The sequence below is a fragment of the Prosthecobacter sp. genome, from assembly GCF_044226605.1.
In the GTDB taxonomy this organism is placed as follows: domain Bacteria; phylum Verrucomicrobiota; class Verrucomicrobiia; order Verrucomicrobiales; family Verrucomicrobiaceae; genus Prosthecobacter.
This window is the reverse complement of the sequence record NZ_JBGAGS010000014.1, coordinates 168287-192094: the sequence shown is the minus strand read 5'-3', so window position 1 is coordinate 192094 and position 23808 is coordinate 168287. Positions and strand designations below refer to the sequence as shown.

General features: G+C 61.4%; 21 protein-coding genes, 1 tRNA gene and 1 pseudogene. 15 read left to right on the top strand and 8 right to left on the bottom strand.

The features are described 5' to 3' along the window. Positions 1-18: 18 nt before the first annotated feature. The 3 genes from ACILSO_RS20325 to ACILSO_RS20315 all read left to right on the top strand — a co-directional run bounded on the left by ACILSO_RS20325 (position 19) and on the right by ACILSO_RS20315 (position 6350). Entirely contained in the window at positions 19-213 is a 195-nt protein-coding gene (locus ACILSO_RS20325; protein ID WP_395739280.1) for a YHYH domain-containing protein, read from the top strand. A 409-nt stretch (positions 214-622) separates the two neighbouring features. Next, complete coding sequence (locus ACILSO_RS20320; protein WP_395739279.1) at positions 623-6274, top strand: IPT/TIG domain-containing protein; 5652 nt, start codon at positions 623-625, stop codon at positions 6272-6274. Next, positions 6269-6350, top strand: a tRNA-Ser gene (locus ACILSO_RS20315). The genes ACILSO_RS20320 and ACILSO_RS20315 overlap by 6 nt, the downstream gene beginning before the upstream one ends. 27 nt (positions 6351-6377) lie before the next feature. Here ACILSO_RS20315 and ACILSO_RS20310 read toward each other — a convergent pair. After that, complete coding sequence (locus tag ACILSO_RS20310; RefSeq protein ID WP_395739278.1) at positions 6378-7592, bottom strand: MFS transporter; 1215 nt, start codon at positions 7590-7592, stop codon at positions 6378-6380. Between the two features lie 22 nt (positions 7593-7614). Further along, entirely contained in the window at positions 7615-9735 is a 2121-nt protein-coding gene (locus ACILSO_RS20305; protein ID WP_395739277.1) for an acetylxylan esterase, read from the bottom strand. 57 nt (positions 9736-9792) lie between these two features. Between ACILSO_RS20305 and ACILSO_RS20300 the strand changes: the two genes are divergently transcribed. Together ACILSO_RS20300 and ACILSO_RS20295 are read left to right on the top strand one after the other, a co-directional pair. Next, complete coding sequence (locus ACILSO_RS20300) at positions 9793-11076, top strand: Gfo/Idh/MocA family protein (RefSeq protein WP_395739276.1); 1284 nt, start codon at positions 9793-9795, stop codon at positions 11074-11076. Between the two features lie 103 nt (positions 11077-11179). After that, a complete protein-coding gene (locus ACILSO_RS20295; protein ID WP_395739275.1) occupies positions 11180-12130 on the top strand; it encodes a hypothetical protein in 951 nt (316 codons plus the stop codon). Between the two features lie 66 nt (positions 12131-12196). Here the strand turns inward: ACILSO_RS20295 and ACILSO_RS20290 are convergent, their stop codons facing one another. Further along, the gene (locus ACILSO_RS20290) at positions 12197-12385 is read right to left on the bottom strand and encodes a hypothetical protein (RefSeq protein ID WP_395739274.1); all 189 of its coding nucleotides are present in this window, start codon (positions 12383-12385) and stop codon (positions 12197-12199) included. Between the two features lie 553 nt (positions 12386-12938). On the opposite strand from ACILSO_RS20290, the gene ACILSO_RS20285 reads away from it, so the two are divergent. Next, positions 12939-13220, top strand: coding sequence for a hypothetical protein (locus ACILSO_RS20285; protein WP_395739273.1), 282 nt, complete (start codon positions 12939-12941; stop codon positions 13218-13220). A 202-nt stretch (positions 13221-13422) separates the two neighbouring features. Here ACILSO_RS20285 and ACILSO_RS20280 read toward each other — a convergent pair whose 3' ends face one another. After that, positions 13423-14208 (bottom strand): DUF3313 family protein, encoded by a 786-nt coding sequence (locus tag ACILSO_RS20280; RefSeq protein WP_395739272.1) that lies wholly within the window; start codon positions 14206-14208, stop codon positions 13423-13425. 113 nt (positions 14209-14321) lie between these two features. Beyond that, a complete protein-coding gene (locus ACILSO_RS20275; protein ID WP_395739271.1) occupies positions 14322-14828 on the bottom strand; it encodes a hypothetical protein in 507 nt (168 codons plus the stop codon). A gap of 85 nt (positions 14829-14913) precedes the next feature. Between ACILSO_RS20275 and ACILSO_RS20270 the strand changes: the two genes are divergently transcribed. Together ACILSO_RS20270 and ACILSO_RS20265 are read left to right on the top strand one after the other, a co-directional pair. Beyond that, the gene (locus ACILSO_RS20270) at positions 14914-16107 is read left to right on the top strand and encodes a L,D-transpeptidase (RefSeq protein WP_395739270.1); all 1194 of its coding nucleotides are present in this window, start codon (positions 14914-14916) and stop codon (positions 16105-16107) included. 163 nt (positions 16108-16270) lie between these two features. After that, positions 16271-16792 (top strand): hypothetical protein, encoded by a 522-nt coding sequence (locus ACILSO_RS20265; RefSeq protein ID WP_395739269.1) that lies wholly within the window; start codon positions 16271-16273, stop codon positions 16790-16792. A gap of 121 nt (positions 16793-16913) precedes the next feature. Here ACILSO_RS20265 and ACILSO_RS20260 read toward each other — a convergent pair whose 3' ends face one another. After that, positions 16914-17333 (bottom strand): HD domain-containing protein, encoded by a 420-nt coding sequence (locus tag ACILSO_RS20260; protein ID WP_395739268.1) that lies wholly within the window; start codon positions 17331-17333, stop codon positions 16914-16916. Positions 17334-17457: 124 nt separating this feature from the next. Here ACILSO_RS20260 and ACILSO_RS20255 point away from each other — a divergent pair, with 124 nt between their 5' ends. From ACILSO_RS20255 to ACILSO_RS20225, 7 genes are all read left to right on the top strand, one after another. Further along, positions 17458-17748, top strand: coding sequence for a hypothetical protein (locus tag ACILSO_RS20255; RefSeq protein WP_395739267.1), 291 nt, complete (start codon positions 17458-17460; stop codon positions 17746-17748). 192 nt (positions 17749-17940) lie between these two features. Continuing rightward, positions 17941-18396: a hypothetical protein gene (locus ACILSO_RS20250; protein WP_395739266.1), complete on the top strand. Its 456-nt coding sequence runs from the start codon at positions 17941-17943 to the stop codon at positions 18394-18396. A 188-nt stretch (positions 18397-18584) separates the two neighbouring features. Beyond that, on the top strand, positions 18585-19025 hold the full coding sequence (locus ACILSO_RS20245; protein WP_395739265.1) for a hypothetical protein: 441 nt from the start codon (positions 18585-18587) through the stop codon (positions 19023-19025). An 18-nt stretch (positions 19026-19043) separates the two neighbouring features. Next, complete coding sequence (locus tag ACILSO_RS20240) at positions 19044-19757, top strand: hypothetical protein (protein ID WP_395739264.1); 714 nt, start codon at positions 19044-19046, stop codon at positions 19755-19757. 288 nt (positions 19758-20045) lie between these two features. Next, positions 20046-20363: a hypothetical protein gene (locus ACILSO_RS20235; protein ID WP_395739263.1), complete on the top strand. Its 318-nt coding sequence runs from the start codon at positions 20046-20048 to the stop codon at positions 20361-20363. Between the two features lie 116 nt (positions 20364-20479). Then, the gene (locus tag ACILSO_RS20230) at positions 20480-20965 is read left to right on the top strand and encodes a hypothetical protein (RefSeq protein WP_395739262.1); all 486 of its coding nucleotides are present in this window, start codon (positions 20480-20482) and stop codon (positions 20963-20965) included. Between the two features lie 1093 nt (positions 20966-22058). Then, positions 22059-22655 carry a hypothetical protein gene (locus ACILSO_RS20225; protein WP_395739261.1) on the top strand — a complete coding sequence of 199 codons (597 nt, stop codon included), beginning with the start codon at positions 22059-22061 and terminating at the stop codon, positions 22653-22655. 144 nt (positions 22656-22799) lie between these two features. On the opposite strand, the pseudogene ACILSO_RS20220 reads toward ACILSO_RS20225, so the two are convergent. Continuing rightward, positions 22800-23339: pseudogene (locus ACILSO_RS20220) on the bottom strand (IS630 family transposase); the annotation flags it as partial. Continuing rightward, entirely contained in the window at positions 23321-23737 is a 417-nt protein-coding gene (locus tag ACILSO_RS20215; RefSeq protein WP_395739260.1) for a hypothetical protein, read from the bottom strand. The pseudogene ACILSO_RS20220 and the gene ACILSO_RS20215, both read right to left, overlap by 19 nt. Positions 23738-23808: the final 71 nt, after the last annotated feature.

Genomic DNA, 23808 nt, shown 5'->3' with positions numbered 1-23808 from the left:
CCATAGCATCGCCCCGCTATGAAGTCCCACACTCTCCTCATCCTCGTCCTCACCTTCTCCACCATCACCCTACAAGCCCATCCCGGCGGACTCGACAAAAACGGCGGCCACAAAGACAAAGACGGCAACTACCACTACCACAAGCCACAATCCAAAGAACCACCCAAAGCCCCCGCCAAAACCCCCACGAAAAAATCCTCCGCCAAAAAATAACTCCACCCCATCTCAATCCCCCCAAGCGCCCCGGCCATCCCGCCGGGGCGTTCTCATTTTCCCACAAGCACATTCCCATTAGCACACCTACCCCCATTCCCCTTCGCAAACCACCCCTAACCCTCCTTCATGGGGTGCAAGAGGTCGTGAGTTCGAATCTCGCCAGCCCGACCACGGTTAACGTCGTCCGACATCAAATTGCGGACGATCCCGAGGGGTTCCTTCGATGCCCCCACGCCCCTGCTTCGCCACTCGTTTTTCTTTGAAGAAAAAGCCACCAACCGGCAATTGACGCGGCAATGGCTCTACCCTAGGTGACATTGCTTTTTTGACGGGTCCCGCGCATCGCTGGGGTTTCCAAATAAGCGAGTCGCCTAAGTAACAGCTTATCCGATTCTTGTGCCACCCCATGAACTTTCCGTTCCCCCTCCTCTCCACGCGTCCGCCCACACGCCACAGCTGCGCGGACTCCGGTGCAGCCTTACCAGTCCTGCGTCATCTGCTGCTGACGGTACTCCTGCTGGGCTTGCTTGCCCAGTCGGCGAAGGCGGACATCGCACCTGCCATCACGCTTACTGGTCTCAACTCGCCACAGGCTCTGGCCTTTGACAGCTCAGGCAATCTTTTTGTGGCAAACCTCGGGTCCGGAACAGTGAGCAAGTTTGCGCCCGGAGCCACCACAGCCTCCGCCACCCTTACCGGTCTCAATCAGCCTTTTGCACTGGCCTTTGACGGCTCCGGCAACCTCTTTGTGGCCAACTCCGGTAACAACACCGTGAGCAAATTCGCGCCGGGAGCTACCACAGCAACAGCCACCCTCACCGGCCTCAGCGCACCGCAGGCCCTGGCCTTCGACAGTTCCGGCAATCTCTATGTGGCCAACAACTCCGGCGGCACCGTGAGCAAGTTTGCCCCCGGGGCCACCACGGCCACAGCCACGCTCACCGGCCTCAATGGGCCCGTCGCCCTGGCGTTTGACAAGTCCGGCAATCTTTTCGTGGCCAATTATTTTAACAGTACGATCAGCAAGTTCGCACCGGGAGCCACCACAGTTTCGGACATACTCTCCAATCTCAACAGCTTTGCCTACCCGTATGCCCTGGCCTTTGACAGTTCCGGCAACCTCTACGTGGCCAACAATGGCAGCACCGTGAGCAATGGAAACGATACGGTGGACAGGTATGCGCCGGGGGCCTACAGGCCTTCTGCTACTTTGACCGGGGTCTTTCATCCTTACGCCATGGTTTTTGACAGTGCCGGCAATCTCTATGTAGCCAATGGCGGCAGCACAGTGAGCAAGTTTGCGCCTGGCGACTCGGCGCCCTCCGCGACTCTCAGCGGCCTCAATCAGCCCCGCGCCCTTGCCTTTGACAGTGCCGGCCACCTCTTTGCGGCCAACTTCGGTGACACGACGGTCAGCGAGTTCATCCTCTCCGCCGCCCCGGTCGTTCTTGGCGTCAGCCCCGGCACGGGCAGCACCGCAGGCGGCACCAGCGTGACCATCACAGGGGTCAGCTTGGCTGGAGCCACTGGAGTGACGATCGGCGGGACGGCTGCAGTCCTTGGCACAAACACCGGCACCACGCTTGTGGTCACGACCGGTGCTCATGCACCGCAGGCTGGCGCCAGCGTGCTGGTCACCACACCCGGCGGAACGAATGCCGCGAACACCTTTTTTACCTACGCGGCACCGGCGACAATCGCCAGCAGCACCGCCAATCTGCTGAGCGATGCCACGACCCTGACCATTACCGGCACTGGTTTCGATGCCACAGTTCCCGGTCATAACACGGTGAGCTTTAACAATGGCACTGTGGGAGCCGTCACAGCGGCCACTGCCACCACGCTGACGGTAACGTTTTCCACGGCTCCCATCGCCACCGGGCCTCTGCTGGCCACTGTCACGGTGAATGGAGTCGCGGCCGTCTCCTCTGCCGTGCAGGTCGCCACGGTGGTGCCGGGCTACTCGGTCACGGCGCTGGGCGGTCTCACCATGCCCTATGCGCTGGCCTTTGACGGTTCCGGCAATCTCTTTGTGACGAATGCTGGCGACACGGCGGTGCGCAAGTTTGCGCCGGGAGGTACCACCGTGGCCGCCGTGCTCGTCGGCACCAGCGATCCTCGCGCGCTGGCTTTTGACAGCTCGGGCAACATCTTTGTGGCCAACTTCTCCGGCAGCACTGTGACCAAGTTTGAGCCGGGAGGCACCACCCCAGCCGCCACCCTGACGGGACTCAGCGGCCCTGCAGCGCTGGCATTTGACGGCTCCGACAACCTCTTTGTGGTCAACTCTGCCGCCAACACGGTGAGCAAGTTTGCACCGGGAGCCACCACGGCGACGGCGACGCTCACGGGGCTGAGCACCCCGCAGGCCCTGGCCTTTGACAGCGCGGGCAACCTCTTCGTGACAAACTTTGCCGCCAACACGGTGAGCAAGTTTGCGTCGGGAGCCACCACGCCTTCAGCCACGCTCACCGGCCTCAGCGGACCACGTGCCCTCGCTTTTGACGGCTCTGGCAATCTCTTCGTAGCAAACACCACCTCAAACACGGTGAGCAAGTTTGCACCCGGAGCCACCACGCCTTCAGCCACGCTCACCGGACTCACGTGGCCTTCGGCACTGGTCGCCGACAGCTCCGGCAATCTCTTTGTGGCGAATCGCGACGCCAACACCGTGAGCCTGTTTGCCCCGGGAGCCACCACACCCACCGCCACGCTCACGGGCCTCAGCTATCCTACGTCCCTGGCTGTTGACAGCTCTGGCACCCTTTTTGTGGCCAACTATACTGCGAATGTGGTGAGCAAATTCGTCTTTACCACGCTGCCGATCGTCTCCGGCATCACTCCCAGCCACGGCAGCATCGCAGGAGGCACCAGCGTGACCATTGCCGGCGTCAATCTCACCGGAGCCACCTCCGTGACCATCGGCGGCACGGCGGCATCCATCACCAGCAATACAGACACCACCCTCGTCGTCACAACCGGGGCGCATGCCGCGCAGGCAGGTGCCAGCGTGCTCGTCACCACTCCTGCCGGCACCAATGCGGGCAACACCCTGTTCACCTACGCCGTCCCTCCCACGGTCAACACCAGCACCGCGAATCTGTTCAACGACGCCACCACGCTTACCATCACAGGCACCGGCTTCGATGCCACCAAGCCGGGCAACAACACGGTGGTCTTTGACAACGGTGCGGTCGGGACCGTGACCACGGCCACGGCCACCTCGCTGACGGTGACGCTCACCACGCCGCCCAACACTCCGCCCAGCACGGCTGGAGCGTTGCTGGCCACCGTTTCAGTCAACACGGTCTCCGCAGGTGCGGCCGTTCAGGTGGCCACGCTGGTGCCGGACTACAGCGTGACTTCCTTTACCGGTCTCCGAAACACCACCGCCATCGCCCTCGACAGCTCAGGCGCCCTCTATGTGGCCAGCACCTGGGACAACACCGTGAACAAGTATGCGCCGGGATCCACCACGGCCACGCCCTACCTCACTGGCTGCAGCTCGCCCAATGCCCTGATCTTTGACAACGCGGGCAACCTCTACGTCTCCAACAACTCGGCCAACACCGTGACCAAGTATGCCCCAGGCTCCGCCACTCCTGCGGCGGTGCTCACCGGCCTGAGTTCGCCAGCCGCCCTAGCGCTCGACAGCTCCGGCAATCTCTATGTGGCCAACTACGTGGGCAATACCGTGAGCAAGTTTGCGCCTGGAGCCACCACGGCGACGGCCACACTCACCGGTCTTACCGCTCCCACGGCCCTGGCCTTTGACAGCACTGGCAATCTCTTCGTGGCCAACCTCACGGCCAACACGGTGAGCAAGTTCGCACCGGGCGCCACCACTGCTTCCGCCACGCTCACCGGCTTCAACGGGCCCTACGCCCTGGCTTGTGACAGCGGCGGCACTCTCTTTGTGACCAACAACGGCAGCAACACCGTGAGCAGGCTCGCCCCTGGAGAGACCACGGCCTCCGCCACGCTTACCGGCCTCGTCGCACCTCGGGCTCTGGCATTCGACAACAGCGGCAATCTCTTCGTGGCAAACGGCGGTGGCAGCACGGTCAGCAAGTTTTTGCCAGGAGCTTCCACGCCAGCCGCCACGCTCAGCGGCCTCCTCGGGCCTTACGCCCTGGCCTTCGACGGTTATGGCTGCCTCTTCGTGGCCAATGCCGGAGGCAATACGGTGACCGAGTATGTCCTCACAGCGCTGCCGATCATTTACAGCGTCAGCCCCGGCAAAGGCAGCACGGCAGGAGGCACGAGCGTGACCATCAGCGGGCACAATCTGTCCACCGCCACCGGCGTGAGCATCGGCGGCGCAGCGGCGGCGGTCGCCAGCAGCACGGACACCGCGCTCGTCGTCACCACAGGACCGCATGCCGCGCAAGCCGGGACCAGCGTGTCCGTCACCAACGCCGCAGGCAGCAATGCCGCAAACACGCTTTTCACCTATGTCACGCCGCCCACCGTTACCAGCAGCAGCGCGGCTCAGCTTGGCGATGCCACCACGCTCGTCATCACAGGCAGCGGTTTCGATGCCGTGACACCTGGCAACAACACGGTGGTCTTCAATAACGGTGCCGTCGGGGTCGTGACTGCAGCGACACCCACCACGCTGAAGGTGACCTTCACCACGCTTCCTGCCACGAACGGGGCTTTGCAGGCCACAGTCTCTGTCAATGGCATCCCGGCCGCCACGGTGCAGGTGGCCACCGTTTTGCAGGACTACACGGCGGGCATGCTCACCGGTTTCAGCGCCCCGGTGGACCTGGCATTTGACAGCGCGGGCAATCTCTTTGTGGCCAACCTCAATGGCAATACCGTGAGCATGTTTGCGCCCGGGGCCAGCACGCCTTCCGCCACGCTCACCGGTCTCAGCTCGCCGCAGGTTCTTGTCTTTGACGGTTCCGGCAATCTCTTTGTGATCAATGGCAACGCTGCCAACACGATCAGCAAATTTGCGCCCGGGGCCACCACCCCCACCGCCACGCTGACCGGCCTCAACGCGCCTTTCTCCATGGCCTTTGACAGCGCCGGCAATCTCTTCGTGAGCAATGTTGGAGACGGCACGGTGAGCAAGTTTGTGCCTGGGGCCACAACGCCCTCTGCCACGCTGACCGGCCTCAACGGGCCTTTCTGCATCACCTTTGACAGCAACGGCAATCTCTTGGCGGCCAACACCTTTGGCAGCACGGTGAGCCTGTTCGCACCGGGAGCCACCACGCCCTCCGCCACTCTAACCGGCCTTAACGCTCCCGCCGCCATGGCCTTTGACGGCGCGGGCAATCTCTTCGTGGCCAACAACAACGACGGCACGGTGTGCCGGTTTGCTCCAGGGGCCACCACACCCGCCGCCACGCTGTATGGCCTCAACGGCCCCGCCGACATGGCCTTTGACAGCGCAGGCAATCTCTATGTGACGAACTATTGGAACAACACCGTGAGCAGGTTCGCACCCGGAGCCATCACCCCCACCGCCACGCTTACGGGTCTCAACAATCCCCGCTCCCTGGCCTTCGACAGCTACGGCAGCCTCTTTGTGACCAATATGGGAAATGGCACAGTGAGCACATTCACCTTCACGCGAGGCATGCCAGATTTCACATCCTGGAGGTTCACCCACTTCGGCACCAACATCCTCTCCGGCAAATTCGCCGACACAGCTTCCTATACCGGCGATGGCATCCCCAACCTCCTGAAGTATGCGCTCGGTCGCAGCCCGCTGGTGGCTGCGCCTTCCTCCGTGCTGCCGGCCATCGTGCAAGGCTCCGGGCATCCGCTGCTCAGCGACCGGCTCTCCATCAGGTTCACCTTGCCCAATCCCTCCGCCAGCGATGTCACCTACACCGTCCAGGCCACGTCCGATCTGGTGAACTGGACCACCGTGGCCACCAAGCAGGGCACTGCTGCCTGGCAATGGAACACCGCCGCCGGAGGCAGCACTCCACACATCGTCGATCCCGGGACCAGCCCGGACACGGTGCAGATCGGCGACGTGGTGCCCTCCAGCGGCAATGGCTTGCGCATGATGCGCTTGAAGGTGTCGGGGCCGTGAGATGTGCGGGAGCAATCTGAGTAGAACGCTTGCTTTGGGAGCAAGAGGCCGTGAGTTCGAATCTCGCCATCATGGGCAAGCGGCTATGCCGCGCACCATAAGCTCACCTTTCAGAAACCTTCCGCGGCTCACGGAAAAAGACCACAAACACCACCAGCACCCCCACGGCGATCCAGGCAGGCGTGGCCCAGATGGCGGACCAGTCGTGGGCGATGCCGCCTTTGGGCTCGGCCAGTTTGTGCTGATCCATGAAGTAGCCGGCGAGGTAGGTGCCCACCAGGGAGCCGAAGCCCCAAAGGATGATGGCGATGAGTCCCTGCGCGGCTCCGCGAATGCGTTCGTTGGCTTCGCTATCGACGTAAAGCTGTCCGGCGATGAAGAGGAAATCATAGCACACGCCATGCAGCAGGATGGCTCCGTAGATGAGCAGCGTGCCAGTGTCCGTGCCGGAAGCGCTGGAGCTGAGCATGAAGTAGCGCGCGGCCCAGGAGAGGATGCCGATGAAGATCGTCTTTTTGTAGCCGAGCTTTTTCAGCATCAGCGGCAGCAGGATGAGGAAGAGAATATCCGAGACCTGCGCCAGCGTCATCTTCTGCGCCATGTCCTCCCACTTTAGCTGCGTCAGGTAGCTGCCCATGTTTACAAAGTAGAAGTAAAGCGGGATGCAGATGAGAAACATGCACAAGATGAAGATGGCAAAGGTGGGCTTCTTCAGCAACGCCAGCGCATCGAGGCCGAGGACTTCGCCCAGCGGCACATTCTGCCCCTTCTTCCTCGGAGGCGTGTGCGGCAGCGTCAGGGCAAACAGGCCAAACACCAGCGAGGTGCCGCCTGCCAGATAGTATTGCAGCGCGGACTGCTCGCCCTTCAACTGGCTGAGCACCACACCTCCGGCGATCCAACCCACGGCGGAGAAGATTTTCACGAAAGGAAAATCCTTCTTCGCGTCTGCCAGATGCGTCATGGAAATGGAGTTGCCCAGCGCCAGTGTGGGCGCATACAGCGTGCAGTACACGATGAGCGTGGGGTACACGCTGCCAAACGTCCTCAGCTGCGGAATGTAAAACATCACCAGCCCGCCCGCGATGCCGAGCACGGCGATGATTTTCTCCGAGGCAAAGAAGCGGTCGGCGATCAAGCCCACGATGAAGGGCGAGAGGATGGCGCCCCAGGCGAAGGCACCATACGACGCGCCGATCTCCGTGCCGCTGAAGTTCAGCGTGCCGAGGTAGCTGCCCAGCGTCATGTACCAGCAGCTCCAGATGAAGTACTGGAGAAACATGAAGAGGGAGAGCTTGATCTTGAGGGAGGATTGCATGTCGGGCGTGTGTGGAAAAATCTCATTTCATGCCATCTGCAGCGCCCCACGGCTCGATGAGCTGCAGGTTCTGGGCCTTGAGCGCCGCATAGCACTCCGGCAGGTCAAAATGCTGCAGCACCTGCGGCACCATCACGGCGGCGGGCCACTGCTGATCTTCATGGACAGCCAGCTCATGGAAGGAGCTGAGCGCATGCTTGAGCGTGACCTGCTTCACCTGCGGACTGAGCACGGCGGCAAAGGCGGCGGGCAGCGCACCCCAGCCCTGAGCAGCCAGATGAATCTCCGTGTGCCCCGCATCCGCCAGAAGCTGCAACACGCGCAGCACATCAAAGGCACGCTGCCCCGGCAGCGGGCGGTCGAGCATCTGGCTGAAAGCTGCATAAAAGTAGTGGCTGCCATAGCGGCCGAGGAACTGATTCGCGCCGCAGGTATCCGGCTGCGAGTCGCCCATGCCGCGCACATCGCAGGCGAAGACTGCGGCGTCGGGCGAGGCGGCGATAAGCTCCTGCACGAAGGGATCGCTGCGCAGTTCGGCATCGGCGGAGCGGTGGGAGATGTAGAGCACCGCCTTGCTTTGCCCACGAGGCAGGCGGGAGGTCAGCGCCTCATCGCTCAGGCGTGTGACCAGCGCGTGGATCAGCGGCTCCGTCTCCACCGCGTAGGTGCAATAGCCCTTGGCGGGATACTTGCGCTGACCGGCGCTGCGCAGGATGCGATAGTCCGGTGCGGTGTCTGCAACCGCGGGCAGCCGCAGCACCTGACGCACGGCTTTTCGCAATGCATCGCCAGTGAGCGGCTTGCGCCTGGCGGCCAGCGCTTCTGCTCTCTCCTTGGTAAAAGTCATGAGTGTGCGCGATCCCTCCTCCGCCACCTGCCCCTTCGGCGTGCAGAGCAGCTCCTCGTCTTTCTCGATGGTGAGCGCAGGCTCGGCAGCCACGGCGGGAATGCCGGTGGCCTTGCCAAAGAACTGGTACATGGCCTCGCGATTGGACTGTGTGTAACCGTGCGGATCCGGCCCGATGTGCAGCTGGATGTTCTCCGGCCTGCCGAGCAGCGTGTAGAGTTTCTTCAGCCGCTCGTAGCTTTCTGTGGAGCCGCGATTGTCAAAAAAGTCCTTCTCCTGCGCGAGGATGATCACCGGCTTCGGAGCCATGGCGGCGAGGAAATCGCAGTGGTCCAGGTCCTGCGCCAGCACACGCGGCGGGCACTGCTCCATGTCCTGCGGCAGTTCGTTTTCAGCATCGCGGCGGAAGGTGGTCACAAAGCAAGACGGTGCAGCCATCGTGAAGCGCGGCTCCATGCCGCACAGCCAAGTGGTCTGCGTGCCGCCGCCGGAGTTCCCGGTGATGCCGAGGTGCTTCGTGTCGATCTCCGGACGCGTGATCAGGTAGTCCAGCGCACGCATCGCATCCCACACAAACCAAGTCCCGAGAAATTCGCCCACCAGCGCCTGCGGCACGCCCATCTGGTTGTGCTCCGAGGTGCCGCCGCCGAGGCGTGAGCCAAGCTTTTCATTCAGATATTGAAAGCGCTCACCCTGGCCCACGGGATCGACCAGGAAGCAGGCCTGCCCCTGGCGGGCCAGACCCTGCGCAAAGCTTTGGTAAGCCTCGGCCGCCTTGCCATTGAGCGAGTGCCCGCACACGCCGATGACACCCGGCACCTTGCCTTTGCCCTTCGTCGGCAGGTAGAGATTTCCGGTGACCTTGTAGCCAGGCCTGCTCTCAAAAACCACGTTCTCGATGCGGTAGCCGTCGCGCTCCAGGGTCTTCGTCACCTGCGCGTTGAGCGGCGTCTTTTCCGGCAGCGGACCAAAGCATTCGCGGATGCGCTCCTGCGCGGACTTCACATAGGCCTCGGCATCCGCCTTGGTCTTCAAAGCTTCGCGTCTGGCATTCCCACGCGCCTCCGCCGCACGCACCTCCGCCACCAGCCAGTCCTGCAACATGCGCGGAAAACGGTTCAGGGCGGGCAGGGGGGCGGCAGCCGCACCGGCTCCCGCTTTGGTCGTAGGAGCCGCCGTTTGTGCCAGAACACTCTCCGCAGTGCCGAGCACCGACGACAGCAGCGGCCAGCCCATCAGGCCCAGGCCGGTGGTTTGCAGAAAGTCACGACGGCGGGGTAGGGGAGAAGGTTCCATGAATAAGGCGGGATAGGAGGAATGATGAATATCGGAAACAAGCGGCGTTTCTTTCCCATGCCCACGCCTGCTTCTCCCACTCGTCGTCAATTTCTCAGCACCGCCGTCCCCTTCATCGTCTCCGCCGCCACATTGGGGCGCGCGGGAGCGGTCTCTCCGAATGAGAAAGTACAGCTCGCCTGCATCGGCGTGGGTGGTCAGGGCACGAGCAATCTGCGTGCCCTTATGGCCGACGAGCGCGTGCAGATCGTCGCCATCTGCGACGTGGATTCCCAGCACGCCTCCGCTGCCGCCAAGCTGGCGGGACTGCCCGAGACCGCGGTCTTCAAAGACTTCCGCGAAGTGCTGGCCCGCAAAGATATCGATGCAGTGATGAACGCCACGCCCGACCACTGGCACTCGAATGTGGCCATCGCCGCCGCCAAGGCCGGGAAGGACCTGTATTCAGAAAAGCCCCTCGGTGCCAGCATCGTGGAAGGCCGTGCCATCTGCCGTGCGGTGGAGGAAAACAAGCGCGTGCTGCAGTGCGGCACCTGGCGGCGCTCCGGCCTGAAGGTGCGCATGGCCTGCGAGCGGGTGCGCAATGGCTACATCGGCCAGCTCAAAGAGATTGAAATCGGCGTGCCGGGGAAATTTGCCATTCGCGGCGGCCACACCGGGCTGGAGGCCACCGAGCCCGTGCCTGCCCACCTGGACTACGCCATGTGGCTGGGCCCTGCAGCGGAAAAGCCCTACACGGCGGCGCGCTGCCATTTTAACTTCCGCTGGATAGAGGAATACGCCCCCGGCTACATCACCGACTGGGGCGCGCACTTTCTGGACGTGGCCCAATGGGGTGCTGGCATGGACGAAACCACTCCCACCGAAGTCAGCGCCACCGAGGTCAAACGGCGTGACAAGGGGATCTACGACGCCGCCGAGAGCTTCCGCATCGAATACCACTACGCCAACGGCTTGCGCGTCGTCATGACCAGCACCGACGACAAGACGAAATGGGGCACCCGCTTTATGGGCAGCGAGGGCTGGATCTACACTGAGTCGGAGGTCCTCAAAGCGAGCAACGACGACATTCTCCGCGCCAAGCTCAAGGACAGCGACGTGAAGCTCTACGAGTCCAAGAATCACCACCGCAACTTCATCGACGCCGTCTATTCCCGCGGCTGCACCGCCGCCACGGCCGAGATCGCCCAGCGCGCCGCCACCACCTGCCACATCGGCGCCATCTCCGCCGCTCTCGGCCGCCCTCTCAAGTTTGACCCCAAGGCCGAGCGTTTCGAAAATGACGACGCCGCCAACCAGATGCTGCTGCGACCGATGAGAGAGGCCTGGAAGATTGCGTAAACCGCAACTCCTGGCTTGTTCGCCTCAAGAGCTATTGACGTGTTTTCTCTATTCGCCAATGCCGTCTTGACGAAAGACAGCGCCTGTGGTGCAGTGGCGCACTATGCGAACAATTCTTGCGGTGGTGTCGTTGTTTTCCTGCACACTGGCGGTCAAAGCTGCTGATGTCTATCCCCAGCTCAATACCTTGGATGGCAAGACCTTCACGCAGGTCAAGGTGATGAAGGTCTCGCCCACCGAGATCCGCATCATGCATTCGGATGGCTTTGCCACCATCACGCTTTCCAATCTGCCGCCGGATGTGCGCACGAAGTACGGTCAGGCCGACCCCGCCGCCGAGGCACAGGCCGAGCAGCAGCGGAAAGCAGGAAACGCTCAAGCGGCCATGCTGCAGCGTCAGGAACGGGAGGCCCTTCAGCTCATGGACCTCACCGGCCAGTCCCTCGCCACCCTCAAGCAGGCCATTGCCACCCGCGACTGGTGCCAGGCCAATCCCAACGGCGGCACTTTCAATGGTGCCGTCGTCACCCCCACAGGGCGCTCCAGCCTGCTCTCGCAGGCCATGGAGGTGCTCAATGCCCGTCGCGTCGCCGTCGTGGAGGCTCCCCCTGTGCCCATGCCCGGAGCGGTTCCTCCCGGTGCCGTCCCTCCGGGGGCCGTCCCACCCGGAGCCGTGCCACCCGGTGCCGCCCCCGCCGTCGCAGGAGGATTCATTCCCGGCACCATTCAGCTGATCAGTGCTCGCTACTCCCTGCCCAATGAAGCCGCCAGAAACGTGAAAAACCGCCTTGGCAAGCTGGTCCCCAGTGGAGTGATCAATGCCCCCGTCTCCATCCTCGTCACGGACCAGCTCAGCGATGCTGCTTTGGACCAAGGCAACTCCACTGTCGCCACCGGAGCCGCTGTCGCCGTCACAGATGGCACCACCACAGCGGGTGTGGCCCAAGTCGTCGTTCAGGAACAGGGGCGCAACATGCTCACCGTCGAATACATGTACAACGGGCAGAAGTACAAGAAGCAAGCCATCGAAGGCAGTTACCTCGTCCTACCATGAGGCTTGGGGGAGGGGCGGACCGCTCGTTTTGAACTACTTTGCGAGCCTTTCTCCCGCCGTCTGCACTCACTTGGCCGCCTCTCCAGGCTCATTGGGGAAGTCCCGCTCCTCGATCTTTTGCACCCAGGGCGCGGCAAATTCCGCGATCATCGAGCCGTCTCGATAAAACTTGAACCAGTCGCCATCCTTTTCCCAGCGATCCGCCGGGATAAAGGACGCGCCGCCGATATTGAGAAACACTTTATAGGTTTTCATGGGGTCTTTATCTCCTAACACCCTGAATTCGCAGCAGACGGCCTAGGTCAGCGGCTAAAAAATTTGCGAAAAGATCGAGCAAAAAGCGGATGTATCGATTTACAGAATCGTTCATCTGAACATTGAGGGCCGGTGGCAGGGAATCCGCCTTGCGCCGACGTCGGTTTTCTGCCGCCGCACCTGCTGCCGGTGTGCTCCGCTGTGGGACCGCCATAGGGGCATTGAGCGGCCTCAACGTCCCCGCCCGAATGTGACGCCTCGTTGCGCCGATGGTTCTGTTTCAGCGCTTCATCCATCTCATGACAAAGCATCCGTTGGCCCCGGAAAGCGCTGGTGACTTCCGCTGCCACTGCTGCTGCTGAGAGAGGCCGGATGGAAGCCGCATTCGAACCCGCCTCGATGCCTATCGACGCTCTGGGAGATCGCCACTTCCGCGCATTAGGTCATTTCTTTACGCTGTAAAGGTATTAAGCATGAGAGCGTATGATGAATACTTTGTCATCTCCGATTAAAACCTTGGTCTTAAAAATCCCCCGCTCAAACTAAACTCGCCATGCAGAAGGAGGCCGCCCTAGCAGCACTGAGAACGATCGATGTGAAGGTCTTTGCCAGCGAGTACCAGGATCTCACCTCGGAGGAGGTCGATCAGCTCAAGTCCGCTTGCAGCACCCTGATCAGCAGCATGAGCGACGACCACGCCGCCACCCGCAAAGCCGCTTCTCTGGTTGATCTCATCCTTGCTACGCTGGAAAAGCCTGGTCTCGCGAAAAGCACCCGCGGCATGATTTTGGAGCAAGGCATCTCACTCTCTCTCTACCTCCAGCAACTCCACTAGGGGCGGAAAAGGCCTCGGAATCGTTTTATCGAAAAAGCATAACATACCAGAATAAAGAATTCATATTGAGTCTATAAAGCGGTTTTATATTCACCAAAAAAGGTTCTTTTGTCACGGAACCTGCCGCTGCCGGCTTCCCGCCGTTCCAAAAGTTTTCTGCCCCCGCCTGGCCGAAGGGGCGAGCCGCACGCGACCGCCCGGCCTAATAATTGAAAAGCACCGCCGGCGAACTGTCCGCCACTCGTTCTCCGGCACGCGAGCGAAGCAGTTTTTCCAGCTGGGCGGCCCATTCCTTCACGGCAAAATGCGCCTGACCGTAGCGGCGAAAGTCCTGGATGGAGATCAGGATCACCACTTTTGCGTACTCCTTGTCGGCAAACTCAAACACCGGCTGCTTCGACTTCGGCTCCACCACCCGGCCCTCGATGGCCATGTAGCCCCGCGTGTTCCGCAGTGCCACCTCGCCCCCGACATTGAAGGTGAAAAAGTCCACCGCCTGCCGCGTGATCACCCCCGTGTAAGTGTTCGGCCCCCACTCCAGCAGGTTCAGTTCCAGCGTCAATGCATCCGCCGCCGGGGCCTGCACCACGGCATAGCGCGGTTCTTTGGCCTTGCTGAAAGCCGCCTCAAACTGGTCCTTCATGTAGCCCGCCAGCACCGGCAGACGGCGCCGCCTCCAGCCTGCGTCGTGCTCCACAGCCGCCACCAGCGTCTTGTCCGGCCGCACATTGGCGTACAACACCGGAGCCACGTAGATCTTCCGGCAGCGATCCGCTGCCGCAAGAACACTCTTGTCCCTGTTCCACCAGTTGCCAAGGAAAGGCGAGTGCTTGCGATCCTCCTTCAAGTCCTTCGCGTGGGTCAGAAAGCTCGAAGGCTGCACCTCCACGGCCTCCACCACGCTCTTCGCCGTGCGGCAGGAACTCAGCACCGCCGCCATGTTAGCCAGCAGCACCAGCGCAAGCCAGCGGGGAGGGGAGGCTTTCATGCCTGCAAGCTACCGAGGACCGGCCGCATTGCATTGGCAAATTGTCCTCCTGACCTGTCATCCCCCCTCTCTCGGGCCCACCAGTATCACGCCCGAATTTCCAACCGCCCCCCTCATCCTGCCCGCTTTCTCCCACGTGTCCCAATCCGCACCCCGCTGCCGACGATCTGATCCCGCAGCCGCTGCAGGCAAGCCTTCCAGGTGGCCTTGTCCAGCGGGATGTAGCGTTCCGTTCCATCCGGGAAAATGCGGACCTGGAAGAGATTGCTCGGCTGCTGGATCAGTTCTTCGTACAGGCCATGGATGAAAAAGGTGCGCATATCCGCGCCGTCCGGCCACGGGCTGGGGCGCCCCTCCGCCTCCTGCAGGGCGGCGTCCACCGCCGAGAGGATTTCCACCGGGTTCAAAACCACGTCGATATGCCTCCCGCCCTCGAGGTAGTCAGCCATGCTGCTGCTGATCCTCCCCAGCACTTCCGCCAGCTGTGCGGTATCAGCCTTGCCCTGGCCGGACATCAGTTTTCTCAGTTCACCTTCGCTGCGTAGCACTCCCGGCGGGGACACTGGATCGTAAGCGTCCGAAGGGTGGGGGACCGGGGTCTGGTTTGGGCGTCGCCGCATGATTCTCAAACTAAGTCCTTACGTCTCAGGCACCAGGCCAGGATTCACGCACAGCCGCAGAACCTCGCAGGGGCGAATGCTGGGCATGACTCTCTCCCTGCTCCGTGTGTTGTCAGCCCTCAGTCTGCTCGGAGGGCTGCCTCTTTCTGCCGCTGATTCCAAAGCAGCCACACTGCCCGCCAACCATGAAGCCGCCACCCGCCTTCAGGTCTTCCTCGACCGCGCCAACTTCGGCCCCGGCAAGATCGACGGGCGCTTCGGCGGCTTCTCCGAAAAGGCCCTGGGCCTCTACCGCGAAGCCCACGGGCTGCCTCCACTGCCCGCCCCGCCCGCTCCCACCAAGGAGGCAGGCCAGCACGAAAAAACCCTCCCGCTTCCCGATCTTTCCGACATGGATCTGAGCAGCGTGAAGGACGTTTTCACCACCTACACCGTCACCGAGGCCGACGTGCAAGCCACCGGAAAGCCGCCCGCCCAAGTGCCTGAGATGTCCCACCTGAAATGGCTGCCCTATGCCACTGTTGCCGAGGCCATTGCGGAGAGATTTCACGTGGATATCGACTATCTTAAAGAACTCAATCCAGGCAAGCTTGAAGCCCTCAAAGCCGGGGACAGCCTGCAGGTGCCGAACGTGGAGCCCTTCGACCTCGCCGCCGTGAAATCCCTGCCGTTGCTCGACCTTCAGGCCGAGAAGGCGGGAAAGGCAGCGCAGCATAAAAAGGGGAAGGGGAACCACCCACCCAAAGCCTCCACCACCCCCAAACAGCCCACCTCCAAGGACCAGAAAAAAGACAAGGCCACCGAAGCCAAAGCCGAGCCTCAGTCCGCCAAACAAGCCCCGGCACCCGCCGCTGCCGGCATTCTCTCCCCTGACCAGATCTCCATCAAAGTGGACACGAAGGACAACATGCTGCGCCTGTTTGAAAACGAAAAGCTCGTCGCCGCCTATCCCGTCACCATCGGTTCGGCGCAGACAGAGTCCCCCCTTGGCGAGTGGAAGGTCAAGGGCGTCGCCCTGCTGCCCGACTTCCGCTACGACCTCTCCTTCCTGAAAACCGGCGAGCGCGGGGACAGAACCTACCTCCTCCATCCCGGCCCGAACAACCCCGTCGGCGTCATCTGGGTGGCCCTCAACAAGCCCGGCATCGGCCTCCACGGCACCAATGACCCCGACGCCATCGGCCGCAGCGCCAGCCACGGCTGCGTCCGCCTCGCCAACTGGGACATCGCCCGCCTCGCCACCCACGTCCGCGCCGGCGCCGTGGTGTCCATTCATTGAGTCCTGTCAGACAGGCCGGTACGGCACGCCTGCGCTTCTGGCCGGAAAATGTTTCCATGTTTCCACCTATAGTGTTGGAAACATGGAAACATTTTTTCACCCCCCAGCGCAGGGTGGTAGCGCAGGCTTGACGTCCAGCACGCCCTGTGATGCACTTCGCCCCATGAGAAGAGCCATGGCCTTTCTTGCCTTGGGCACCTGCATACTCACCGCTCCCGATGCCGCAGCCGGCCCTTGGCTGCGCAGTCCGTTCCCCGCTGTCTATGAAGGTGGCTTGCACTGGGACACCTCTTTTCCCGTGTATGAGGTGGAAACCCGACTTGCAAGAATAAGAGACATTCAGGGTGTGGTGCTCTTGTCCACCTCCCAAACCTTGCGCCATCACCCCTTCACCATGGGCTACTTCTCAGCCTTCATGAGCAAGGTCACGGGGACGGGTTGGCCTCTCCGCGACACCCTGATCACGGACAGCCTCACCGCCCAGATGTCTGGCGACGGAAGAGCTGAAAGCCTCGCCCCCCTCACAGAGCCATACCTCGGTTACTACCGGAACGGTCTGTTTCACCAAATTGCCGACGAAAAGCGCCCCCGATCACATCATCTCGATATCATCTCCACCTTCGGCACTTTTCCAGCTCTGCTGCCCCCCAAGGGAAAACCAGGCAAAATCACAAAAAGGTACTGATACTAAAACCGCCAGCCCAGCAGCCCCCAGTGGCCGGACGGGAGCACCATATGCTTTTGGGAGATAACTGGCAGTCCGTGTGCGCCGTGGTCAAAGTGAATACCTGCCTGCGTAGAATAAGTCACACCGTTAGCAGCTGAATCAGCGACCCCGCATACTTCGCCACCTGCTTCGGCGACGGGCTGTCAGACAGATTCGCCAGATTGTCCGCCATCTTCACCTTCCGTGAAATCGGGTTCGCCTTCGCGCGCAGCACCGCCGTGGGGTAGTCCTCTCCCTCCGCATGCGTCAGCGCCTGCACCGCCTCCGCGATCTCCGGGCCAAACAGCTCCATCAGCCGCTCGTGTGTCATCTCCGTGTCCTCCACCGTGTCGTGCAGCCACGCCACGATGATCTCGGTCTCGCCGCCGCCCAGTTTCTCCACGATCTCCGCCACCTTCTCCGGGTGCACGATGTAAGGCGTCACCCCATCCCGCCGCGTCTGCCCCTCATGGCACTCCGTGGCGATTTTGCGGGCAAGTTCGGTGCGCTCTGTTTTCATATCGACATTCTGGTGAACTTTGCGCAAAATCGCAACTGATCCGTCGGCTTGTCGAGCTCGTCAGGACGAGCACCGCAAGTCTCCTCGACCGCCCCACTTCAGGCGGCAGCCCCATCACGAGATTATGAACACTCAACAGAAGACCCTGACCTATGTCGCGGTTGTGGCGATCGCACTCACATCGCTTTTCGCGGCGTGGGATCTGACTGGCAGCCCGAACCACATCAACGTCACCCGCTTCGCTCCCATCTTCGCTCCGCCAGACCTTGGCCCCTGGGCAAACCGCGAGCTGGCGAGCTCGGTGTTTTGGTCGTGGTTCGTCATTGGCGCCATGTATGCGCTGATGTTCACCGCACTGCGCACCCCAGCCACGCGGACCAGGAGACAAATGGAAGAGCAGACCTCAGCCGCCTGATCCTTCTCTGCAACGACCGTTCACCGCGCGCCGCCTGTTCGGGCGTCTTGGAGCCATGGCGATTTTACCGTCTGCAGGTGAGAATCACTTGCGGCGTGGTTCAGCGGCTAAAAATGAAACGTATCAGCTCCGAGATTCCCAATGAACGATGAACCCCAGTCTGAAATGCGACGCCGCTGGTTCCCGATCCACATGATCAAAACATCCGGCGGTGTGTTTGAGGTGACGATTGACGGATTTCCAGATGTGATGTGTTCCGCGCCGACCTCGGACGCGGCGCTTTCCCTGGCCGCCCAAGCGCTCCAGCGCCTGGAGAGCGAGGGGGCCGTTGTTCCCGACCGGGTGCGGTATCCGTGGGGTGACCAGGATCCGTGGGAGGAATACGTCATCAACAATTTGTGCCCGATGGGAAAAATGCCCTTTGCGGAACTGCCGACTGGCCAGCGCTTCCTGCGGCAGAATTTTCCCACCATGTGGGACAAGAGCTCCGCCACCACCGCCCATCCGCTGGCAGGTGCAGTCGCAGACACAGAAATCCCCGGCGAAGAGATCGTGTGGCACCATGTCTGGGCGCTGTCAGATGAACTTTCTCCCAGTGAAAGGCAGGAGCGCCTGGCATGGTCAGGTTATCCGGATCTGCATTTCTGACAGGGAGTCCATGCCGCCGGTTCCGAGGCTTCTGGCACTCGGTCGCGATCTGGCACCCTCTCTCACATTGCCCTGTTGTCATCTCCAAGCTCTTGGCAACCTTGCGCAATATCGGAAAAAGCCTTCAGCTTTAGTGCCATTGGCAAATGTCTCCATATCATCGCCCCCTGTCCAAGTGTTATACATCCATGAACGCCACAGAAGTCATTCAGTTGATTGAGGACGCCTGGCGTGACGCTGTGTATCCAGGAGACAGCAAGATTTTCACATCGGAGTCAAACGACGACGAAGACATCACTCGGTATTTTTGCGGGACGACGTGGCGCGGGCATGAGCCTTCCAATTTGCGGGCGCACAGTTCGGCGTTCACCTTCTTTACCCCGGAGGCATTCCACTACTGGCTGCCAGCATTTATGATTGCTGCGATCACGAGTCCTTGGGAAGCCGATGTCATCCTGCATTACATACCTCGGTCCGTGGGTGATGGGTATGCCGCTCAGCGCTTGCTGCTTTTCTCGCAAAATCAGAAGCTGGCGACGGCTGAATACATGCGCTGGCGGATTGAGCTCCGCCCAAATGGATCATACGATGAGCGCAAAGCACTTGCTGTTCTGGAGCGTTCAGCCTAGCCAACACCACCACCCCAAATGACCCGCATACGATATTTAGCCAGTTTGCTGCTCGGTATCTTCATCGGTGCGGGGTTCACCGCAGCTTACCTCAAGCAGCCTGGAGAGGGGACAAGGGCCCCATCCAAACACGCTGCAAACGATGCGCCCGGGGTGGTTTCAAAGGAGCCGCCCAAGGAGATGTCCAAGCGCCGTCAACTGGCCCTCAAAGTCTTCCACCCCCATCCCGCCGGGTGGCTGTTTCCGCCCGATTTCCACATCGAAGCCATCATCCCGGATGCTTCCGATCTCCAGGTGCTGCAGGCGCCGGACCGCGTCACCCTTCACCCGGTCTGCAAGGCGGATACCCCGGGTGCCATCACGATCGCGGGATTCCATTTTTCGCCTCAGGGCACGGCCCTTTCCGGCGACCCACGGTCGGACCTCCTTGAGGTGACACGGTCCCTCGGCGCCTATGGCCCGCCCTCCATGTGCTCGTTCCGCCCGGGTGTGCTGATGCACTGCGAGAGGAGCGGCCACGTCCTCGACCTGCTCTTTTGCTTCTCCTGCGACGACGTCTACGCCTTCAAAGGAGAGAAGCACGAGCGGGCCTTCGGCGCCGGCATGTCAGATCTCGGCCGCCGGCTCTTCCTGGAGCACTTCACGAAGGCCCTCCCGCAATTCACCGAACTGAAGGACCTTTACCAAGCCTACGACCTGCCAGCCAGCACACCACACGTGGAGCTGCGATGACCACGGGGCAGATGCCTCGGCACTGCCTCCTCCTGCGCTCCATTGCCACGACTGAAAAAGTTTCCAAGTTTCCATCGCTAAGCACGGAAACTTGGAAACTTTTTCAGGCCATGCCGCAGTTGAGTCGCGGGATCGGAATACCGCGCACGTCCCCGCGCGTCAGTTTGGGAGAACGCGAGGGCAGGGGACGCCCTTGGCTTCCGGCAGAACCTAGCCAAATCTTTAAAGCGTCGTGATAAAATCCACGACACACCTTCGTAGGTACCAGTACAACATCCGCCAAATCCCATGCGCTGGTGCCTGCTCATTCCGAACCTCTTTGTCCTGCTCATGCTGGGCATGGAGCAGTGCTGCTGGTCCGGCACCCCGGTGGCAAAGGACGCTTCCCACCTTGTCTGCGTCTTGGATGATGATGAATCTGAGCTCAAGCAGGGCCTGCCGCATGAGCAGGCTCTCTCAGAGTGCGACCTGCCACCCATGCTGGGCTGGCATGGGGAGACCCGGCTGGAGACTGCAGCCAGCCTTGCGCCTTTCATAGGAACTGAAAACGGGAGAACCCACCCCGGGATACGCCGACACCGCTGGCTGTGCCAGGAGCGCTGCTGAAGAGGCCACCTGCTTCCGCCTGCCAATCAGCGCGGCTGAGTTGATCCGATCTCGTCACCTCCTGCCGCCGTGTCTGTCAGCCCAAGTGAGGTCATCACTCCACACGTCCTGCTCCTATGAAAACTCGTCTTGCGATCCTATGCACCCTCCTGTTTGCCAGCGCCGCCATGGCTGGCTCCGTCACGGTCACCGTTAAGCCCGAAGTCGAAAAAAAATCCACCGACCTCGTCAAAGAAGAATACGTCACCGCGCACTGGCTCAGGGTGCGCATCACCAACTACACCGGCACCAAGCTCGAAGGCGTGACGCTGAAATGGGCCTTGTACGCCGCCAACCTCCGGCGCGGCGCAGACACCCTCGCCGTCGAGAAATCTGGCGAAATGACCGTCAGCGTGGACTCCAGCGGCCGCTACGTGGACATCGAAACTCCCAAGGTGGCATTTGACTACGTCCGCACGCACAGCGAGCGCTCAGGCCGGAGGAGCTACAAGCTCGTGGAAGAGTCAGGGAAGAAGTATCACGGCTTTCACGTGCAGGTGCTCAGCGGCAGCCAGGTGCTCGGAGAGGCTGTTAGCGAATCTGTCCGTAAACACCTCAAGTGATCCACGCTCTGTTCGAACCAGGTCTGTGAGTTCCTGCCCAAACTTCAAACAGGGGTGGCACAGGCTGGATCGGATCGTAGGACGGGCGTGGCGACAGCCCGCCCGTCTGCGAGCGTGCCGAAAGCACCGTTGCGCCCAAACCAAAAACCCTCGCGGCCGGTCGGTCGGTGTGGCGAATGCAGCGCAGGAGCTTGGGAGCACGTGACACCTGCTGCGGACGTGGAGTGCCCGTGCTCCAGCGGAGGCCCTACATTCCTCTTCCTGCGCTCCGTTGCCACGCCGCAAAATGTTTCCATGTTTCCACCCTATAGCATGGAAACATGGAAACATTTCTAGCCATTATGAAGATGACCGGGGCAGGGGAGATAGCCGCCCGCCAACCCCCAGCGCAGGTAGGGCGCTTGGTCCTCCAAGCGCCGTCCCTCTCAGGCTCACAGGCCCCCTCGATGCCGCAATGATACTCGACACCCCAACGCCCCCACGCGGCTGATTGAGGACAACAAGCCCTACCTACAAGCCCAGCGCAGGTAGGGCGCTTGGTCCTCCAAGCGCCGTCTCTCTCAGGCTCACAGGCCCCCTCGATGCCGCAATGATACTCGACACCCCAACGCCCCCACGCGGCTGATTGAGGACAACAAGCCCTACCTACCAGCCCAGCGCGGGTAGGGCGCTTGGTCCTCCAAGCGCCGTCTCTCGCAATCTCACTGGCTCCCTAGACACCCCATGCCCCTCGTGCTGGTTGGCGGCCTACGGAACACGCGGAACAAATGGAAAATCGGACAATCATCCAAGTTCTGATGCCTCATCTTTGGATTGTACTGCCTGGAAGGCTTCTTTCCGAGTATTCCGTGTGTTCCGTAGGCCATCAATTTCCCGTTTTCGGTTGAGGACCACCAGCCCTGCCAGCTTCCCACCACTTCCTCCTCCTGCGCTTCGTTGCCACTCCCCAAAAAGTTTCCAAGTTTCCACGCTTAGGGATGGAAACTTGGAAACTTTTCCCCACATCTCTCAAGCCCGCGCCTCCTCGTGATCCACGAGACCCGACGCCCTCTGAACGACGCCGAGAGGCGACTGCTCAAGAGGCCGTTCGGCCATGCCCAAGGAGGGCAGCGTTGACTGGATGCGGGACGAACGGCGTGCCGCTTTCGTGACCCTGGCCGTTTGCGCCGCGGTGGTTCTGATCGGCGTGATCACCCACCATCCCAAGGCCGGGGCAGTTGTTGCGGGAACGTTTGGGCTGATGCGCTTGAGTGGCTATCGGGACAGGCGTCGGCGGCTGCGGGACGCCCTGGCGCATCGCCAGAGGATCGCGGAGGAGCTGGAGGCTGGGCAGGTCCGAGTCATCCGCTGCCAGCCCACCCGCATCCTCGAGCGCGAGGAGTTCGAAGACGAGGGCGCCTTCTGGATCTTCGACGGCGGCGACGGCCACTATCTGGCGATCTGCGGCCAGGACTACCACGAAACCCCTCGGTTCCCATCCGCCGATTTCGAAGTCCTCATCACTCCACGCCACCGCCTGGTGTTGGGCATTCGATCGCGGGCACCGCGCATGCCGTCGACGCTGGTGGTCAAAGGCGAGGAGATTGAATGGGACAGTTTTCCCGAGCAGGAGATCACCGCCTTCTCAGCGGCGCCGAATGCCGAGGTGCCGGTGATTTTGGAGGCATTGGAGAACGCCTCGTCAGTCTGATGTTAGAGCGTTTTAAATAATACTATAGCCACAAGAGGCAAACCAGCCCGCGGCGTCTTTTTCTGTGATTTTTGAGAATGCCTGACTGATCGCCGCATCGAGCTCGGGTGGCGTGCGCGCCTCCGCAGTGCGCAGCAGAGCGTTTTAAATAATACTATAGCCACAAGAGGCAAACCAGCCCGCGGCGTCTTTTTCTGTGATTTTTGAGAATGCCTGACTGATCGCCGCATCGAGCTCGGGTGGCGTGCGCGCCTCCGCAGTGCGCAGCAGCGCTTTGATCTTGCTCCACATCTTCTCAATTGGGTTGAGGTCGGGCGAGTAGGCCGGCAGAAATCTCACCTCCGCTCCTGCACCTGCCACCAAGCGCTGCACTTCCGGGCTCTTGTGCACCGCGAGATTGTCCATCACCACGATGTCGCCCTGTTTCAGCGTGGGACAGAGCACCTGACCGATGTAGGCCACAAAGGCTGCTGTGTCCGCTGCTCCTGAGAGGTGCATGCAGGCCGTGGTGCCATCAAGCCGGATGGAGGAGATCATCGTGGTGCTCTGCCAGCGGCCGCAGGGAGCGGCGGCGTGCAGTCGCTTCCCGCGCGGCGCTCTGCCACGCAGGCGCGTCATGTTGGTCTTGGCGCCGCTTTCATCGAGAAAGACCAGCCGCCAGGGCTCTAATCCTCCTTGCTTGCGCTTCCAGCTGCGGCGTGCTTTGCGGACGTCCTCCCGGTCCTGCTCGGCGGCGCGGAGCGTCTTTTTTTATATGTCAGCCCCATGTCCGCAAGCACGTAGTGGATCGCCGGCAGCGTGCACTTCACCCCCAGGGCCTCGCGCAGTTCGGCCAGCGTCATGTCAGGCTTGCCCTTGAGATGCCGGCGCATGGCGATGCGATGCTCTGCCACGATGGTCTTCTTGCGTCCTGCAAGATGATGCCGGGACTTGATGCAGCCAGTCTTGCTGCGCTGCTGAAGCAGCTTTTTGACCATGCCCAGGGAGACGCGAAAGCGCCGCGCGATCTCATCACGGGTGCCTTCGCCTTTGTCATAGGCACTGACAATCCGTTCACGTAAATCCAGAGAGAGTGTTGCCATGCCGTTTGATAGCATGCCTTGATCCCCATGGCTATATAATTATTTAAATTGCTCTAGCGCCTGCTATCTCT

Bases quoted from the DNA above. Each gene is read 5' to 3' on its own strand.
- ACILSO_RS20325 (WP_395739280.1), top strand. From the start codon at position 19: ATGAAGTCCCACACTCTCCTCATCCTCGTCCTCACCTTCTCCACCATC.
- ACILSO_RS20320 (WP_395739279.1), top strand. From the start codon at position 623: ATGAACTTTCCGTTCCCCCTCCTCTCCACGCGTCCGCCCACACGCCAC.
- ACILSO_RS20310 (WP_395739278.1), bottom strand. From the start codon at position 7,592: ATGCAATCCTCCCTCAAGATCAAGCTCTCCCTCTTCATGTTTCTCCAG.
- ACILSO_RS20305 (WP_395739277.1), bottom strand. From the start codon at position 9,735: ATGGAACCTTCTCCCCTACCCCGCCGTCGTGACTTTCTGCAAACCACC.
- ACILSO_RS20300 (WP_395739276.1), top strand. From the start codon at position 9,793: ATGCCCACGCCTGCTTCTCCCACTCGTCGTCAATTTCTCAGCACCGCC.
- ACILSO_RS20295 (WP_395739275.1), top strand. From the start codon at position 11,180: ATGCGAACAATTCTTGCGGTGGTGTCGTTGTTTTCCTGCACACTGGCG.
- ACILSO_RS20290 (WP_395739274.1), bottom strand. From the start codon at position 12,385: ATGAAAACCTATAAAGTGTTTCTCAATATCGGCGGCGCGTCCTTTATC.
- ACILSO_RS20285 (WP_395739273.1), top strand. From the start codon at position 12,939: ATGCAGAAGGAGGCCGCCCTAGCAGCACTGAGAACGATCGATGTGAAG.
- ACILSO_RS20280 (WP_395739272.1), bottom strand. From the start codon at position 14,208: ATGAAAGCCTCCCCTCCCCGCTGGCTTGCGCTGGTGCTGCTGGCTAAC.
- ACILSO_RS20275 (WP_395739271.1), bottom strand. From the start codon at position 14,828: ATGCGGCGACGCCCAAACCAGACCCCGGTCCCCCACCCTTCGGACGCT.
- ACILSO_RS20270 (WP_395739270.1), top strand. From the start codon at position 14,914: ATGACTCTCTCCCTGCTCCGTGTGTTGTCAGCCCTCAGTCTGCTCGGA.
- ACILSO_RS20265 (WP_395739269.1), top strand. From the start codon at position 16,271: ATGAGAAGAGCCATGGCCTTTCTTGCCTTGGGCACCTGCATACTCACC.
- ACILSO_RS20260 (WP_395739268.1), bottom strand. From the start codon at position 17,333: ATGAAAACAGAGCGCACCGAACTTGCCCGCAAAATCGCCACGGAGTGC.
- ACILSO_RS20255 (WP_395739267.1), top strand. From the start codon at position 17,458: ATGAACACTCAACAGAAGACCCTGACCTATGTCGCGGTTGTGGCGATC.
- ACILSO_RS20250 (WP_395739266.1), top strand. From the start codon at position 17,941: ATGATCAAAACATCCGGCGGTGTGTTTGAGGTGACGATTGACGGATTT.
- ACILSO_RS20245 (WP_395739265.1), top strand. From the start codon at position 18,585: ATGAACGCCACAGAAGTCATTCAGTTGATTGAGGACGCCTGGCGTGAC.
- ACILSO_RS20240 (WP_395739264.1), top strand. From the start codon at position 19,044: ATGACCCGCATACGATATTTAGCCAGTTTGCTGCTCGGTATCTTCATC.
- ACILSO_RS20235 (WP_395739263.1), top strand. From the start codon at position 20,046: ATGCGCTGGTGCCTGCTCATTCCGAACCTCTTTGTCCTGCTCATGCTG.
- ACILSO_RS20230 (WP_395739262.1), top strand. From the start codon at position 20,480: ATGAAAACTCGTCTTGCGATCCTATGCACCCTCCTGTTTGCCAGCGCC.
- ACILSO_RS20225 (WP_395739261.1), top strand. From the start codon at position 22,059: ATGCCCAAGGAGGGCAGCGTTGACTGGATGCGGGACGAACGGCGTGCC.
- ACILSO_RS20215 (WP_395739260.1), bottom strand. From the start codon at position 23,737: ATGGCAACACTCTCTCTGGATTTACGTGAACGGATTGTCAGTGCCTAT.